This is a genomic window from Bacillus sp. WC2503 (assembly GCF_052682895.1).
In genome coordinates, this window is the sequence record NZ_JBQYMD010000001.1 from 1992347 (window position 1) to 2008393 (window position 16047).

Annotated in this window: 17 protein-coding genes and 3 pseudogenes; 12 read left to right on the forward strand and 8 right to left on the reverse strand. The window is 31.7% G+C overall.

Annotated features, from left to right (window positions below; genetic code table 11):
- Positions 1-34: 34 nt before the first annotated feature.
- The 8 genes and pseudogenes from ACUN26_RS10145 (at position 35) to ACUN26_RS10180 (ending at position 5924) form a co-directional block, all read left to right on the forward strand.
- The gene (locus ACUN26_RS10145) at positions 35-301 is read left to right on the forward strand and encodes a heterocycloanthracin/sonorensin family bacteriocin (protein ID WP_001071378.1); all 267 of its coding nucleotides are present in this window, start codon (positions 35-37) and stop codon (positions 299-301) included.
- A gap of 98 nt (positions 302-399) precedes the next feature.
- Positions 400-1416, forward strand: a complete 1017-nt coding sequence (locus tag ACUN26_RS10150) for a serine hydrolase domain-containing protein (protein WP_000288919.1) — start codon at positions 400-402, stop codon at positions 1414-1416.
- Positions 1417-1447: 31 nt separating this feature from the next.
- Entirely contained in the window at positions 1448-1591 is a 144-nt protein-coding gene (locus tag ACUN26_RS10155; RefSeq protein ID WP_000653682.1) for a hypothetical protein, read from the forward strand.
- Between the two features lie 280 nt (positions 1592-1871).
- Positions 1872-3080, forward strand: coding sequence for an L-lactate MFS transporter (locus ACUN26_RS10160; protein ID WP_000815140.1), 1209 nt, complete (start codon positions 1872-1874; stop codon positions 3078-3080).
- Between the two features lie 133 nt (positions 3081-3213).
- The gene (locus ACUN26_RS10165) at positions 3214-3630 is read left to right on the forward strand and encodes a GNAT family N-acetyltransferase (protein WP_000706730.1); all 417 of its coding nucleotides are present in this window, start codon (positions 3214-3216) and stop codon (positions 3628-3630) included.
- A 154-nt stretch (positions 3631-3784) separates the two neighbouring features.
- A complete protein-coding gene (locus ACUN26_RS10170) occupies positions 3785-4228 on the forward strand; it encodes an NUDIX hydrolase (RefSeq protein WP_000757631.1) in 444 nt (147 codons plus the stop codon).
- A 31-nt stretch (positions 4229-4259) separates the two neighbouring features.
- Complete coding sequence (dnaN, locus tag ACUN26_RS10175; RefSeq protein ID WP_000394464.1) at positions 4260-5390, forward strand: DNA polymerase III subunit beta; 1131 nt, start codon at positions 4260-4262, stop codon at positions 5388-5390.
- A gap of 22 nt (positions 5391-5412) precedes the next feature.
- Positions 5413-5924, forward strand: a pseudogene (locus ACUN26_RS10180) (NUDIX hydrolase).
- Between the two features lie 149 nt (positions 5925-6073).
- Here the strand turns inward: ACUN26_RS10180 and ACUN26_RS10185 are convergent.
- Positions 6074-7036, reverse strand: a complete 963-nt coding sequence (locus ACUN26_RS10185; protein ID WP_001037055.1) for an MBL fold metallo-hydrolase — start codon at positions 7034-7036, stop codon at positions 6074-6076.
- A 290-nt stretch (positions 7037-7326) separates the two neighbouring features.
- On the opposite strand from ACUN26_RS10185, the gene ACUN26_RS10190 reads away from it, so the two are divergent.
- From ACUN26_RS10190 to ACUN26_RS10200, 3 genes and pseudogenes are all read left to right on the forward strand, one after another.
- A complete protein-coding gene (locus tag ACUN26_RS10190) occupies positions 7327-8304 on the forward strand; it encodes a helix-turn-helix domain-containing protein (RefSeq protein WP_001165394.1) in 978 nt (325 codons plus the stop codon).
- A 135-nt stretch (positions 8305-8439) separates the two neighbouring features.
- Positions 8440-9456: pseudogene (locus ACUN26_RS10195) on the forward strand (hypothetical protein).
- Positions 9457-9592: 136 nt separating this feature from the next.
- Positions 9593-9754, forward strand: a pseudogene (locus ACUN26_RS10200) (RidA family protein); the annotation flags it as partial.
- 717 nt (positions 9755-10471) lie between these two features.
- Here the strand turns inward: ACUN26_RS10200 and ACUN26_RS10205 are convergent.
- The 6 genes from ACUN26_RS10205 to ACUN26_RS10230 all read right to left on the reverse strand — a co-directional run bounded on the left by ACUN26_RS10205 (position 10472) and on the right by ACUN26_RS10230 (position 14897).
- Positions 10472-11287 carry a YwqG family protein gene (locus ACUN26_RS10205; RefSeq protein ID WP_000799792.1) on the reverse strand — a complete coding sequence of 272 codons (816 nt, stop codon included), beginning with the start codon at positions 11285-11287 and terminating at the stop codon, positions 10472-10474.
- Between the two features lie 78 nt (positions 11288-11365).
- Entirely contained in the window at positions 11366-11773 is a 408-nt protein-coding gene (locus ACUN26_RS10210) for a DnaJ family domain-containing protein (protein ID WP_001070917.1), read from the reverse strand.
- Between the two features lie 21 nt (positions 11774-11794).
- Positions 11795-12997 (reverse strand): alpha/beta hydrolase, encoded by a 1203-nt coding sequence (locus tag ACUN26_RS10215; RefSeq protein WP_000200649.1) that lies wholly within the window; start codon positions 12995-12997, stop codon positions 11795-11797.
- 36 nt (positions 12998-13033) lie between these two features.
- The gene (locus ACUN26_RS10220; RefSeq protein ID WP_000432672.1) at positions 13034-13393 is read right to left on the reverse strand and encodes a hypothetical protein; all 360 of its coding nucleotides are present in this window, start codon (positions 13391-13393) and stop codon (positions 13034-13036) included.
- A gap of 268 nt (positions 13394-13661) precedes the next feature.
- Positions 13662-14033 carry a YxiJ-like family protein gene (locus ACUN26_RS10225; RefSeq protein WP_000765928.1) on the reverse strand — a complete coding sequence of 124 codons (372 nt, stop codon included), beginning with the start codon at positions 14031-14033 and terminating at the stop codon, positions 13662-13664.
- 12 nt (positions 14034-14045) lie between these two features.
- The gene (locus ACUN26_RS10230; RefSeq protein WP_000789301.1) at positions 14046-14897 is read right to left on the reverse strand and encodes a patatin-like phospholipase family protein; all 852 of its coding nucleotides are present in this window, start codon (positions 14895-14897) and stop codon (positions 14046-14048) included.
- Between the two features lie 179 nt (positions 14898-15076).
- Between ACUN26_RS10230 and ACUN26_RS10235 the strand changes: the two genes are divergently transcribed.
- Positions 15077-15454 carry a PH domain-containing protein gene (locus tag ACUN26_RS10235; protein ID WP_000522467.1) on the forward strand — a complete coding sequence of 126 codons (378 nt, stop codon included), beginning with the start codon at positions 15077-15079 and terminating at the stop codon, positions 15452-15454.
- A 119-nt stretch (positions 15455-15573) separates the two neighbouring features.
- Here the strand turns inward: ACUN26_RS10235 and ACUN26_RS10240 are convergent, their stop codons facing one another.
- Positions 15574-16047: a GNAT family N-acetyltransferase gene (locus ACUN26_RS10240; RefSeq protein WP_001021462.1), complete on the reverse strand. Its 474-nt coding sequence runs from the start codon at positions 16045-16047 to the stop codon at positions 15574-15576.

Sequence of the window (16047 nt, forward strand, 5' to 3'; positions counted from 1 at the left end):
TGGGCGGAATTACTTATAAATGGAGGGGTTCGTAATGAATCAGTTTCAACAAGAACTACAATCATTAAACCTTAATGATTATCAATCTGGTAATGTAGTTTATTGGGATCAACAACAAAATCAATATCCATACTATTATATTCAAGACGATGGACGTCGTTGCGGTGGCTGCGGAGGTTGTGGTGGACGCTGTGGTGGATGTGGCGGCAGATGCGGTGGTTGTGCAGGACGTTGCGGCGGATGTGTAGGTTGCGCAGGATGTTTCAGCTGCTTTAATTGCTGGAACTGGTGGATTATTTAAGTATAGAAAATCAATAATATTTCACATGAAAGAAAGGTGTTTATAGTAATACTTTTCTTTCATGTTGTGATTTTTTATGAGTATTAAGGGGGATTTATTTGTATACATACGATAAGTTGATTTCTTGGGTAGAGAGTATAAAAAAGAAAAACGATAGTTCTGCTACAGCGCTATGTATTATAAAGGATAACAAAATTGTACTAGAGCATTATAGTGGATATCATTCAAATACATCTACTAGTAAAAAAGTAACAGCATCTTCACAGTTCAACGTCGCTTCTGCGAGAAAAAGTTATTTAGGATTCATGGTAGCGTATGCGCTTTATGATGGGAAAATAAACTCTATTGATGATGAAGCGATAAAGTATTTTAAAGAATTTGATCCTACATTACTTGATAAAACAACGATTAGACATTTAGTAACTCATTCACACGGTCTAGGAGAAACGGATGACGGGACAATTTTCCGTGAATTTGAAGCTGGACAAGATTGGGCGTATAGAGATATTAATGTAAGAATGATGACGCAGCTCATTTATCGGCTTTATAATAAAAGTTTTCCTGAATTGTTAAAGGAGCGTGTATTTACTCCTGCTAATTTCCAAGAAACAGGATGGAGAATACAGCAAAATGAAAATTTAGTTAACGTTGTTAATAATCCAAATGAAGACGCGATCAGTGAGGTCGGTACAGTAGATGACGGTACCGAAAAAAATCTGTTTGTCTCAGCTAGAGAGTTTGCTTATTGGGGCAACCTTCATTTAAATCAAGGCATGATAAATGGTAAACAAGTTGTTCCAAAAGAAGTTATAAAAATTGCTACTAGCTTGCAGAGTCCAGCTTATAAAAATAATGAACTACCACAAAACGGGTTGTTTTGGTTCGTTCAAAATGAACCAAAACAATTAAGTGAACTTGGTGAACGTGTTCCAAAAGGTTCGTATCAAATATTAGGAATTACTGGACCAACCATTTTAGTAATACCTGAGTATAATGTAGTTGTTGCGAAAATGTACAATAAAAGATATAACTACGGCGGTGATAATTACTTATATTATTTACGTGAATTTAGCAATTTAGTCGCCGATACATTTACTAGCTGTAATAGGGCATAATTACTCCTATAACAAAAAGGAGGGAAAGAATTTGAAAGATAAAGTGAGTAAAGATAAAAAGCAAAATATTAAAGATGTAAATACAGAGCAAAATGCAATTTTTAGCGATCCGAAAGATGCAGCTAACATGCAAACTGTACCGCAGCCGAAAGATTTTGATGAAATCGAATATTAATTTCTCATCCGACTATATGACGAATAAAAAATACGTCTTAAGTCCCATCACATGTAAGAAAATATTTGATAACATATATACATAAGCACTTGAAAATGGCTTATCTTAACAAAGCTTTCTTTAAATGTATCTGATATAACCTGCAAAAAGACACTTCATTATGAAGTGTCTTTTTGTGTACATAAACTTAATTTCCATTTTCCGTACAGTATCTTGTATTTTTCAATGGATATACTAACTGTGAAAATTCATGTCAAGATAAAAGAAGGGGACAGTTAGTATGAAACAAACTTCTATAAATCCGCTATTAATTGTTCTAGGTACAATCATTGTTCAAATTGGCCTTGGAACAATTTATACATGGAGTTTATTTAATCAACCCCTTGTAAGTAAGTTCGGATGGAATCTCAATTCAGTTGCGATAACTTTCTCCATAACAAGCTTTTCTTTATCATTTTCAACCTTGTTTGCAGCAAAGTTGCAGCGAAAATTAGGACTTCGCAAACTTATCGCTACTGCAGGAATTGTTCTAGGACTCGGTTTAATACTTAGTTCACAAGTTTCTTCCTTACCATTACTATATTTATTAGCTGGTGTTGTTGTTGGATATGCGGATGGAACAGCTTATATTACGTCACTATCTAATTTAATTAAATGGTTTCCAAATCGAAAAGGACTTATTTCTGGAATATCTGTTTCAGCATATGGAATGGGCAGTTTAATTTTTAGATATATAAACGGAAATCTTATCGATAGCCTTGGTGTATCACAAGCATTTTTATATTGGGGCATTATCGTCTTACTTTTAGTATTAATCGGATCGTTCTTCTTACGTGAAGCGATTGTAAGTAATACGGTAACAGAAACATTACACAATGACTATACGCCACGTGAAATGATGAGAACGAAACAAGTATATCTGTTGTTTTTCATGTTATTCACATCGTGTATGGGTGGTCTGTACTTAATTGGTATGGTAAAAGATATCGGCGTACAACTCGTTGGACTTAGTGCAGCAACCGCCGCTAACGCCGTCGCAATGATTGCAGTCTTTAATACAGTAGGTAGAATCATTCTTGGAACGTTATCAGATAAAATTGGTAGAATGAAAATTGTCTCTGCAACATTTATTATTATTGGAGTGTCCGTCTTTACTCTTAGTTTCATTCCATTAAATTACGGGATTTATTTTGCTTGTGTAGCAAGTGTCGCCTTTTGCTTCGGCGGTAATATTACAATATTCCCAGCTATTGTCGGAGATTTCTTCGGTTTAAAAAATCATAGTACAAATTACGGGATTGTATATCAAGGTTTCGGATTTGGTGCACTTGCAGGTTCATTCATTGGAGCATTACTTGGTGGGTTTCAACCAACCTTTATTACAATAGGTGTTTTATGTGCGATTTCTTTCGTTATTTCTATATTAATTCGTCCACCAAATATAGAGAAGAAAAAAGAAATCAAGCAGTTACATCGAAAAATAGCTTAGTTTTAAAAAGAGTCCTTATCGTAGGGCTCTTTTTCATTACAACGTTAACTATGCTCCTTTCATTATTTAGTAAAGACAGGACAATACAATTATGAAATGGAATAGATAAAATAAAAGGAGCGTGATATGTAAAATGAAGATAGTAAAACAATGGGTTCAAGAAGATAGTAATTACATACGAGAAAAAGTAATTGAATATAATCAAAAGCATCTTTCAAATGAAGAGAAAGCTCCTTCAGAAAAGGTTAGTTTTATAGTGAAAAATGAAAAAGAGGAAATAGTAGGAGGGATAACAGCTATAACATTTTGGCACCATGTACATGTTGATTTCCTATGGGTTTCTGAAGAATGCAGACACGAAGGATACGGAAGTAAATTAATAAAACTTATCGAAGAATTTGCAATTGAAAAAGGATGTAGGCTAATCAACTTAGATACGTTTAGCTTTCAAGCTCCGGATTTTTATAAAAAACATGGATTTAAAGTAATTGGAGTGAGTGAAGATCATCCAAAAGGACATAATCATTATTATTTAGAGAAAAGGTTATAAAGTGTATGGAATTAATTAATCTCAATATATAAAATTTAATGATTTAAAAAGAACGTATTTTGAATCATCTATATCAAAATACGTTCTTTTTAATTTGTATGTATCTGGTAAAATGAAATAGAGACAGAAAATTCTTATTAATAAAGGGGTAAATATGAAAAAGGTTAATGTTACATACGCGCTTTTGTACGATAAAACGAACGAAAAAATCTTAATGGTAAAAAACAAAGGGAAAAATGGATCTTATTACACATTACCAGGTGGCGCAGTTAAATTTGGGGAAACGTTAGAAGAGGCAGTCATTCGGGAAGTAAAAGAAGAAACAGGGCTACATATAACTGTAAAGGGGATTTGTTCCATAAGCGAAGCCTTTTTCGAGGAGAGAGGCCATCATGCCATTTTCTTTAATTTTTTAGGTGAAATAATCGGCGGAGAGACATATATATCCCGTCCAAAAGAAATCGAAGAGATTACTTGGATGGAATTACATATAGCAGCACCGTATTTACGTATACCTGAACAGTTACTAGATTTTTTACAAAGGAAAGAAATAGTACCTTACTTTTTTAACGGAACAATCGTTCATCAATCTTTATAAATAAATTATTTCATTTAAGGCGGGGAAAAACATGGAGTTTATCGTTAATCACAAACATATCACTCAAGCACTTTCAGAAGTAAGTAAAGCTATATCTACAAAAGTTTTAATTCCTATATTATCTGGTATCAAAATAACAGCCGATCAATCTGGAATTACTTTAATCGCAAGTAACTCGAATGTTTTTATTAAAAAATTTATACCTAATTCAATCGAAGACGAACAGATTGCAACTATATTACAAGCAGGAACTATTGTTGTACCTGCAAAATATTTCATTGAAATTATAAAGAAAATGCCAAGTGATATAGTAATAAAAAGTAAGAATGAACAAATCATTACGATACAATCAGAAGAAATCACATTAAACTTAAATGGACTTCCAGCAAATGAGTTTCCGAATGTACCACTTATAGAGGATCATGCAGAAATACAAGTAGAAACAGAACAATTGATTGAAGTGTTTAAACAAACTGTCTTTGCAGTAGCTAAAAACGAATCCAGACCTGTTCTCACCGGAGTACATATAGAGTTAGATCATAATAAGTTAGTTTGCGCTGCTACTGACTCGCATAGACTAGCTATACGTGAAACGCTAATTTCTTCAGATGCGAAAGCAAATTGTATCGTACCAAGCGCAACCATTAGTGAACTTCTAAAATTAATGAACAGTCATACGGAATTCGTATACATATACCTTTCAGACAGTCACGTTATTTTTACATTCGGAACAACTACGTTATATTCAAGACTCATTGAAGGGAAATATCCTAATATATCTAATCTCATTCCAAATGAATTTCAAACGGTTATTAACGTAGAAAGAAAAAAGATTTTACAAGGTGTAGATCGATCGAGCTTATTAGCAAGTGAATGGGCAAATAACAACGTCAACTTAGAAATCATAAACGAATCCACAATTAAAATTTCTTCTAACGCTTCTCAGATTGGTAAAATAGCTGAAACACAACAAGTAGATGCGATTCAAGGTGAAAAACAATTAAATATATCTTTCGACGGACGATTTATGGTAGATGCTTTAAGGGCAATAACAGAAGAAATGGTTACTTTAAGTTTTGGTGGTTCAATGAGACCGATATTAATCGAAGCAGGAGAGCAATCTGCCGCAGTACATCTTATATCGCCAGTAAGAGCTTATTAGGAACAAAGGAAGGACTTATATTATGCACAAGCACACTTTATGCTTCATAAAAAAATGAAGAAATACTGATGCTAAATAGAGAATATGACCCTGTAAAAGGATTATGGAACGGGGTAGGAGGAAAGATAGAACCGGGAGAAACACCTTTAGCAAGTGCAATTCGTGAAATAAAAGAAGAGACTGATATAGATGTTAAGCAAAATCAAATTCAATTTAAAGGAATTGTTAAGTGGGAAGACTCTTTCTACTCTGGTGGCATGTATATTTATGTGGTAGAACTACAAAATGAAGTTACATATGGTACACTTAAAAAAGTATCCGAAGGGATTTTAGATTGGAAAAGTGTGTCTTGGATATTAAGCGACTATAATTACGGTGTAGGAGAGATGTTACCTAAATTTATTACCTGAAGTACTTCATAATGAATTCATATTAGAGCACAATTTTGTATTATCTAATCATAAATTAATAGATTATAGGAATGAAGAATTGGTTATGTTGGACAGCAAATTTAATAGGAAGAAGCAGATGTAATTATTTAAGAAATATTTTTAAAGAAGTAAATCTTTTAACATAAAAGAGCGGATAATTTTTAACTAATAGGTGCGCTTAAATGCAAAGAAACCTAATTACAAAAAGAGCGAATCCCTTATAAAAAGGTTCGCTCTTTTTTACATATACAATTAAACTTCGCGCCACCAAGCTGATGAAAGATAGTTTGTAGATTTTAATGTAATTGATTCACCAATTTGTGGCGTTGCAACTGTAACTCCTAAACGTTTTGCTTCTTTCGTAACGCGTTCAATTGGATCGCTCCATTCATGCAACGCTAATGTAAAAGCACCCCAATGAATCGGAAGTAGTAATTCTCCTTTAACGTCAATATGAGCTTGTACCGTCTCTTCTGGCAACATATGAATAGCAGACCAACGTGTATCATATTGCCCGCATTCCATTAAAGTAAGATCAAATGGACCGTATTTATCACCAATCTCTTTAAAGTGAGGAGCATATCCGCTATCACCACTAAAGAAGACTTTAGTTTCTTGACCAAGAATAAGCCATGAACACCATAACGAACGATCTCTATCTGTCATACTTCGTCCAGAGAAATGCCTTGCAGGAGCGCATACTAACTTAATAGTATCAAACGTAATTTCATCCCACCATTTATGCTCACTAATCTTACTAGGTGAAACACCCCATTTAATAAGATATTGTGCAACTCCCATCGGAACGTAAAAATGCTTCGTACGATCTTTTAACTCCATAATACTTTTATAATTTAAGTGGTCATAGTGATTATGTGAAATGATAATCGCATCAATTTCTTGAAGGTCTTCACGTTCTAAAGAAAACGCACCACTATACCGCTTACTATTAAAAATAGGAAATGGGGAAGATGCATCACCAAGCATAGGATCTAATAACAGCTTTTTACCTTCTATTTTTAAAAGAGACGCAGAATGGCCAAACCATGTAACACTCTCTAAAGATTCATCGTCTTTATTTGATAAAACGATAGGTAAATCCTTTATAGGACGCAGCTTTGATTTCATTTTAAAATAATCCGTCATTAAACCTATAATATCTTTCGGTTTAAAACTCATATCAGTATGAATTTGATTTGTATATTTCTTATTCATTGGTTCTCCTTTTTACGTTTAACAATATACGTATGTTGTTATTGTAGCTATTTGTAGTTTAAACTATATCATTTTACCTTTCATCTTACATGCAGTACATTTCATAAATTCGTCAAATTCATTATTCGTATATATAAAATAAAATTCATTCAGCAGCAGATAAAACTAATATGAAGTAAATGTAAATTATTTTATTTTAGTAAAATTCCTCTTATAAGAATCTAAGAACATATGTTTCGTTGTATGTTATAGAAGAGAATATGTCTCTAATGAACAATAGGAAGGAGAGGATGCAAATAGAGAGAAAAAAGAAGTCAAAATGTAAACTATCAAAATCTGAAATCATCCAGTTGTATGCAGAAGGGAAGAGTACCTCAGAAATTGCTATACTTGCTAATGTGTCTGCAAGGTATATTCGTATGGTTTTAAAAGACAATAACGTACCAAGACGAGCTATAGGTAGTTGGAAGAGGAAGTATGACCTAAAAGAAGATTATTTTAAAACTTGGTCAAATAATATGGCTTATATTTTAGGGTTTATAGCAGCAGATGGTGTAATACAAAAAGAAAACCAATGTGTCAGTATCTCACAAAAAGAAAGTGACATCTTAGAAGATATTAAAAAAGAATTAAACACAAACCAGCCACTTTACCAAAATAAAAAAACAGGCGTATATATGCTAAACATTAATAGTAAAACAATAAAAGACGACCTTATGAACATACACGGAATCATGCCGTGTAAATCATTTAACATCGAATTTCCTTTTGTACCAGAAGAATATTTACATCATTTTGTTCGTGGATATTTTGATGGGGATGGTTACGTCAAGTATGAAACTTATACAGTAAGCTTTGTAGGAGGATCATATAGCTTTATGAATTCTTTAAATCAGGTACTACAAAATCACAATTTACTAGCCGATTTACTAAATCAAAATAAACATTATCGTGTCATATTAACAGGGAGAAAATCAATACAATTATTTTCAAATTGGATTTATAAAGACAAAGATATTTATTTACATAGAAAATATGAAGAATTTCGAAAAGAAAGTCTAAGTCTAGATCAATTACAAGATCGAAAACTAAAACAAACTCAAACTGCCGTTAAACAAAGAAAACAAAATTTCCTTAATGAATATATGAAAAATAAATGTAATGATACAGCTTGCTCTAATTTAAAAATAAGCGAATCAACTTCTAAGCGTTGGTTAAAAAATGATAATCAATTTAAAAAAGACTATGAAAGAATTCATTCACTATAAAAATGCAAAAAACCTTAGTATATCTATGCTAAGGTTTTTAATTTGAGATTATTAGAGGATACTTATTTTCGTTTATAGAACTTAATAAATACATAGATTTTACAATGAATTTACTAGTAAGGGAGGGAATATGAAATGCCCACTAATAATAGTCCGGAGAATATATTACATACATCTTATGAAACTAAAATGATTTCATCTTGGTTTTGAGTCAAATGCTATAAAAATGATGCTAAATTGGACAAATGATGAATTTGAAAAGCGCGTTAATTCATTAGAAGTAGAGGGGCTATTGAAACAAACAGGAGGGAGGTACTATCCAACGTGTATGGTGATAACAGCTTGTGAAGGAAAAAAACTTTATAATCTTTGTGAACCTCTAATTAAACCAACACTTAAGATCATTGAAAATCATTCAAATCAAATTGAATTTATCTCAAAAAGAATCGACACGTTTAATCATTTACCTAAAGAATCGTATAGTCTTTTACTGTATAGTGGTGTGCTATTAGATTTTGGACAAATAAATTACATTGAAGAAAACTATTTAAAAAAAAGAAACGACCTTTAAGAAATAAGAAAAGATATTATTATACTATTCAAGAACAAGAACTAGCAGATATAGGGGCTTTCGGGATGTATAGTAATGCGTATTTAGATTTAGGAGAAGTTCAAATTGGTCTTTATGGAAATTCTCGATATTCAACATTAAATTTAATAACAGCAAATAACGAAATATTTGAAGAATATTTTCAAAACACTAATACTGATATTAATTATAAGAAAAAGCAATTTGTAAAAGGTTTCGTAGCAGCAGATAGACAAATAGATTTAAATTTAAATGTAGTTTATGAAAAATTAGGCTTATATCAAAATTCACAACCTATTATCCCAGTGTTTAAAAGAAAAGACTTATCTACGCTTCACGAAATTGCAAACATAATCAGTGAAGATTTAATCTCATTATTTAAAGAATACGATAAATCTTTAAAACAATACTTTGCCAGCAGCAGATACTCAAATGAAATAACTTATGAAGAGTTTTTTATCTGGTGGTATCACTTTTTCTATACAAAAGTAACTGAAGAATTAATAAAACAAGGTGTAATTATAACAAGCGCACAAGAAAACCAAACGTACATGATCCATTAATAACTTTAAATTAAAGTGCTAATATACTTTTACATATGTAGCAGCTGAATGGATAAAGAATTATTAGTAAATAGGGGATAATCTGAAATTAAAATCTAATATAAAGAAAATAAGATATTCAAAGGGGAGAAGAGCCATGCAAAAGAAATTTATCAATCCAGAAACGATGCCACCAACTTTTGGATACTCACATGTAGTCGAAGTTACTAACGTTAAACGAACAATTTACATATCTGGACAAGTAGCGATTAACACTGATGGTCAAATAGTCGGCATTGGTGATTTATTAACGATAACTTATTAATTGAAATTGAAGCAATTGCTGTAGCAAACTAAATTTAAAAGCTTATTCGGAATTAATATCAATACAATTCGTTTAATGTGTTTATTTCAAACGAATTGTATTTTTTATTGTCTTAAATATAATTACCACACAATACGTCACACAGTATTAATTCAAAGAGAAAGGGGAAGCATAACGACTAGAACTAACTTATAATAAGTTTATTATTTTTAATTAGTTAACATAATATATATTATAGGCAGTTATAGAAACAAAGTGTTTACAGGTATCAAAAACCAAGTAAACTATACTTAATGAGACGAAACGGAGATTTTCAGTGAGATTCCCATAAAATCTAATCTATATGAATTTCTACAGTTTTATCGTTTATTTTGCTTTAAATGAATCATAGCAAATCCTAATCAATAATTACTTAAGATTTAACGAATCCAAATCATTTTTAATCGACAAGAAATTTTTCTGCATAAAAATTATTTCTATACAAAATATAAATTAATAATTTTATTTTATGTTTTACTTATTCAATTTATTGCTATTTACACACGTTTTACAGCTTTACTTTATTTGTTGTTATTTCTATCATTTACGCTTGACTTTTAATGCGCTTATTGTTCTATACGCTAGTTAACATAACGTTTATTTGTAACATAAAAAAATCCTCCTCGCCTTCAGGAAGATTTTTTAACTTGCTATTAGATTATATATATCTTTTTAGTAGCAATCCCAATTGTAAATAACATTGGAAAAATCTAGATTTAACAAATCATCTTTCTTTATAAAGAAATTAGCAACACCAGAATCTCCCCACATAATATTTAATGAGTCGTCTGTATCGATTTGCAGCAATAACACATCATGCTGTTTGTATTTTTCTTGCCATTCTCTTGGATCTGTCTGTGTAAAAAATGGATAACCACCAATTTTATGCCCTTGATCTTCGCATAAATCATCATACAGTTCGCCTAATTCTGTATTGTTTTCTTTATCAACGATTTCTTCCCAATCAATGTTATCGTTAAAAATCATTTCAAATCGATAATCTCTAGATGTTACTGGTTGATAATTCAATTCAAACTTTAGTTTTGCTGCTTCAGGTATGATAAAATCCTCTGAATCTAAAGTGTTTAAATAACTGAAATCAGTAATAACCTTAGTTAAATCTTCTGTAATTGTAGAATGATACATAATTCGAAAGTCTTTTTGGTCAGTTGGATGATCAAAATCTGCTCCAAAAAGCTCATCATCAGCACTTACGAAAAACTGTAACATACCATTTTGAGGCATATATTCAATATGAGGCATTTCTTCAAAGTTTAATTGAGCAAGTAGCATCATCGGTTGCCCATTTGAGTCTTTAGGATGCTCTTGATCTATAGGTAAATACGGATGACCACCAAACTTACTCTCAAAAAGAGTTGTCTCTGCTAATGTTCCAGAAACTTTAACATACGGTTTCACACTTTCTTCTAAAATACTACGATACTGTTCTAGTTCTTTCGGAATTTGAAGTTGATACGTATTCTTCATCACATTTGCCTCCCTTTAATAATGAATTCAAAATGCCTTACTTAATTATATAGTAAGAGATAGCTTCATTGAAAATTGTTAAAAGTCCGTTTTCATCCTCGTTTTTTGCGCACTTGGTGGACAAAGTAGATTATGTTCTAAAACCTTTTTATTAAGAGTTCGAATTAAATCCGCTACTTCTGCAGTATTTGTAGTTTCTTTTAGCCTTTCTTTTAAATCATCAATTTCCTTTGAAAGCTCAATCCACCTAGGTAAAACATGATTATTTTCCAAAGTTCTATACAGTTGTTTTTCAGGATTATACGAAAGATCTTTATCTAGATTTAGAGGTTTCCCTTTACCTGGCAAATTATCAAAAGACCCTTTCTTTTCTGCTTCTTTAACGATAGAACTAATATGATCCTCATACGTATAGGACCAAACTTTCTCATCTTTTACTAAAATCTCTTGCTTTTTTAGTTTTTTATCTAGTTCTTCTTGATTCATAAAATCTCTCCCCTTTATATTTTATAGTAGCGTTTTTGTAGGTTTTAATGCTTTCAACCCATCAAATAACTTTTCTCGCCACCAAACACCGTCATGACCGCCTTGAAACTCTTCATAAATAATTTGGTGTCCTTTTTCTTTTAAAGCTTTATACAGGCGTCTATTAGCCGTTAAAAGAGGTTTGTTTTCAAGTTCTCCTGCTGCTATGTAAAAATGAGGTTGACTCGTATTGAAATCTATAGATGAAATTTGATTTTCAGTCCAAGGAATTTGATTTTCATAACCATCCTTTTTCCAATGTACGGATCCAGACATTGACAACACGTTCCCGAAAACATGTGGATTTTGAAGCGCTGCATAAAAAGCTGCTAAGCCACCAAGACTGAAACCGGCAATTGTTGTATGTTTCGCGTCTTGGTCTTGATGCACACGATACTTAGCATGAATCCACGGCAGTAATTCCTCTGTTAAAAATATATTCATTTTATCGTTATAAGTTAGCTCTTCTAGCCGATCAACTGGTTCTATAGCAACAGCAATACAAGATGGGATTTCTTTTGTGTGAATTAAATAATTGAGTGTTCTTGCGATTGAAAGGTTATTAATGAATGAATTCCCATCAAATACAATGAGAAGTTCTTGAAGATGTGAAGTGTGAGAATAATCATGAGGCGTATAAATATGAATTTTACGTGTGTTATTTAAAATCGTACTATGAAAAGAATATGTTTCAATTTTTCCGGATGGATAATGTTTTGAAGGAAAACGACTGCTATACTGCACTTCCATTCCTGTGTTTAACATAGACGCTTTATTGGCACCTTCTCCAAATGTATTTCCATTAAATTGGTCTAGTTGGTACTGTCCACTACGCTTTATCCAATCATTTTTGAAAAAATCGTTTACTGAAAAATAGTACGTTGAAATAAAACTCTTATCCGTCCTAAACGTTTCATACCAAATATCTGTCTGAAAAAATCGTTTTAATTGATTTACAGACAGATCCCAACCAGGAAAACTGCCGAATACATAAACATTTTCAGTTTTTCGGTCACTTAACCAAATATACGTTATAAGCTTATACTGATTAGCTACAGGACATTGTTCTATTAGTGGCGTATTATTCGACTTTATTTCATGCAAAAAAGTATAAAAAGCTTTCTCGTTTCCATTTTTTAATTGATTATTCAGTTCCTCTAACTTAGGACTAATTATTGAAGTCACCCCCACTTCCTCCTTCGTTGTACTTCTTTCTTTTTATTAGGAAAGTTTATCAATTGCCTGAACAGATAGTTCCAACGCTTTTATTCTTCTTGTTAAAAGAGTTCTTTGCGGACTACCTACTTTAGACTTATCATAAGCCCTCTCTATTGATGGAAGCAAACCAACAAGGACATTACGAGCTTCTATTAACTCTTCTTGACTATACTGATGACTTTGTTGATTCCAAGCGTTTTCTAGCGCTGCTAACCCTATGCAAACAGCTTTAAATCGTTTTTTCACTAATGTAGTATTTGCACCTTTTTGAGTCATTTGTGACAGTGCATTTTCAAGTTTACGAATTGTTGATTGTAAAGATTTTATTGATTCCGATTTGTCTAGATTTGATACGTTTTCCATTTTACTGTTGTTCCTCCTGGCTTAACTTATTTAATACTGGATATAATAAGTACTTAATTTCACTCGAAATATTTTATCATAAATAACTAACTATATTCGAGGTGGATAATGGATTAAAGGAAAACGGTATCTAAGCGCCTCTCCCTCCCTTACATCATTCTATATGTACTTCTTTCTTCGTATTAGAATCCCTATATAAACAAGGTATTAAAATTGTATTTTTTATGAAAAAAAACGCACAAGCAGCATAACTTGTACGTTTTAATTTTTATTCAGTAAGATAATATAGTAATAGTTTTCGCGCTTTCTCATAATTCATGAAATTTCTATACAAAACGGGATACTTCACAATTTCTGTTTCTATAAAACGATATTGCGGAAACCATTCGAAAAATGATTTTCTCAGCCACTTTATTTGCTCAAACGAAATCTCCTTTTCGTTTTCATTAAGTACGTAACTCAAAGTCCCTGCTGTATGCATCCAATAATAATTTAAATCAGCGCTTATACAATCATCTTCTGTGAACATATTTTTATAATCTTTCCGTATTTTTTGAATGTCACAATTCGGAAATGGTTTATATAGAGGACTATGCATTTTTTGCAATTCATTAAACATAATTTGTTTTCCTAACTTCAAATACCCACTCCTTTATTTCTCTATCCAATTTAATAAGTTTTCATAGTGATATTGAGCATCGATATACCCAAGATTATATAGATTAACAAGCTTTTCCTTATTTCTTTCTATTCCGCTTATAGGAAGTTGTACGCTAGGCTGAATAACATAAAAATTATCTTTTTGTTCTTTTTGATTCATATAAGATATCGTCTCATTATAAAAACGATAATGCTCTACTAAAGTCTCTGCGATTTTCGGATATTTTCTATATAAAATTTTAGTCAGGCCAGAAAATTTATTTCGCTGCTTCTCATATCCTTCTGGTTTTGTCATAATAACAACGTTCTTTTCATAACCATCATTTTGCGCTTTAAAAACTGGTATAGGATCTATAATCCCTCCATCTAACAACTTTCGATTATCGTATTCTACAGCAGGTGCTATAAACGGGACAGAGCTTGATGCACGAATGATTTTTAAAATATCATTTCCATGTTCCTGTTTATTATAATAAACAGCCTGTCCTGAATCGCAATCGGTCGTTCCAATTACAAACTGTTCATTTGAATGTAGGAAAGTTTGAAAATCAAACGGTACAATTTTGTTTGGTACTTCATCAAATAGAAAATCCATACCAAATAATTCACGTTTTCTGATTAAATTTCGATATGATATATATCTGTGATCTGCTACTAGCTCTGTATTCACTTTCTTATTCCTTCCTTTTTGACGTGACAAATAGGTTGCTCCCATACACGCTCCAGCAGATACACCGACTACATACGGAAAGAATAAGTTTTGTTCCATGAAATATTCGAGTACTCCTGCAGTATATAAACCTTTCATTCCTCCGCCCTCTAATACTAAACCAATATTCTTCATGCTATATCCCTCTACTCCTTTTTTCTTACTTACATATTAGCATAAGATTTTAAGATGAGGTTATATAATCGAATTGCAACAATAACCAGAAACTACTAAAGTAATGTCATAATTTCTTAGTAAGTAGCATGGTACAATATAAGTAACACATCCCACATATATTAAAGGAGGAATTTCATATGGGTTTATTTAGCGGTATTTTAGGAAATGCATCGAATGCGAGTACAGAAAGTGTAGAACGTGATTTAGAGAAGATTATGCTAGACGATGAGAAAGTTGAGCATGCTTATAAATTAATTCGCGATTTAATCGTATTTACAAATCGTCGTCTTATTTTAGTAGATAAACAAGGAATATCAGGTAAAAAAACAGAGTATCATTCTATTCCTTATAAAAGTATTACACAATTTAGCATTGAAACAGCTGGGCATTTTGATTTAGATGCAGAGCTTAAAATTTGGGTGTCTAGTATGGATGATCCAATTGCAAAAGAATTTAAAGGTGACGATAGTATTTTAAGCATTCAAAAAGCGTTAGTAACATATACGACAAAATAGTTATTTTGTATTTTTATTCATTTATGAAATTACTAACCCGAATATTTTGGAAGTATATACAAAGTATTTGTATATTTAATCTCTATTAACATAAAAAGGTAAAGCGTATTTCTAATGCTTTACCTTTCTTTTTTGTAATAAATAAGTGTAGCTTTATCATTTAATTTCTTTATAACTTCTGTTCTTTTATAACCTATCTTTTCATATAAAAAACAATTTCTCTCTTCTTCTAAAATAGTAGCAAGTTCCCAACTTATCGCTTCAGGAAACATCTCCTCAATTAATAATAATACTTTTTGAGCAATTCCTTTTCCTTGAAACTCTGGATGTATGAACATAGGACTTATCCAAAATTGATTTGTTTTTTCTTTGTAATATATACATATTGCCCCGACAAACTGACCATCTACGATAATTTTATAAAATCCACCATTCGGGTATTTAATTCTTGTCATCGTTCGTTGAATCGGCTCATTCGCTGGACTCGTCTCATAGTCTTGGTACTTCTCTAATAACGGATAAAATGATGTAACTTGCATTGTGAATATGTCCACTGCATCTTTCTCAGTTGCTCTTTTTAGTATAATATTCAT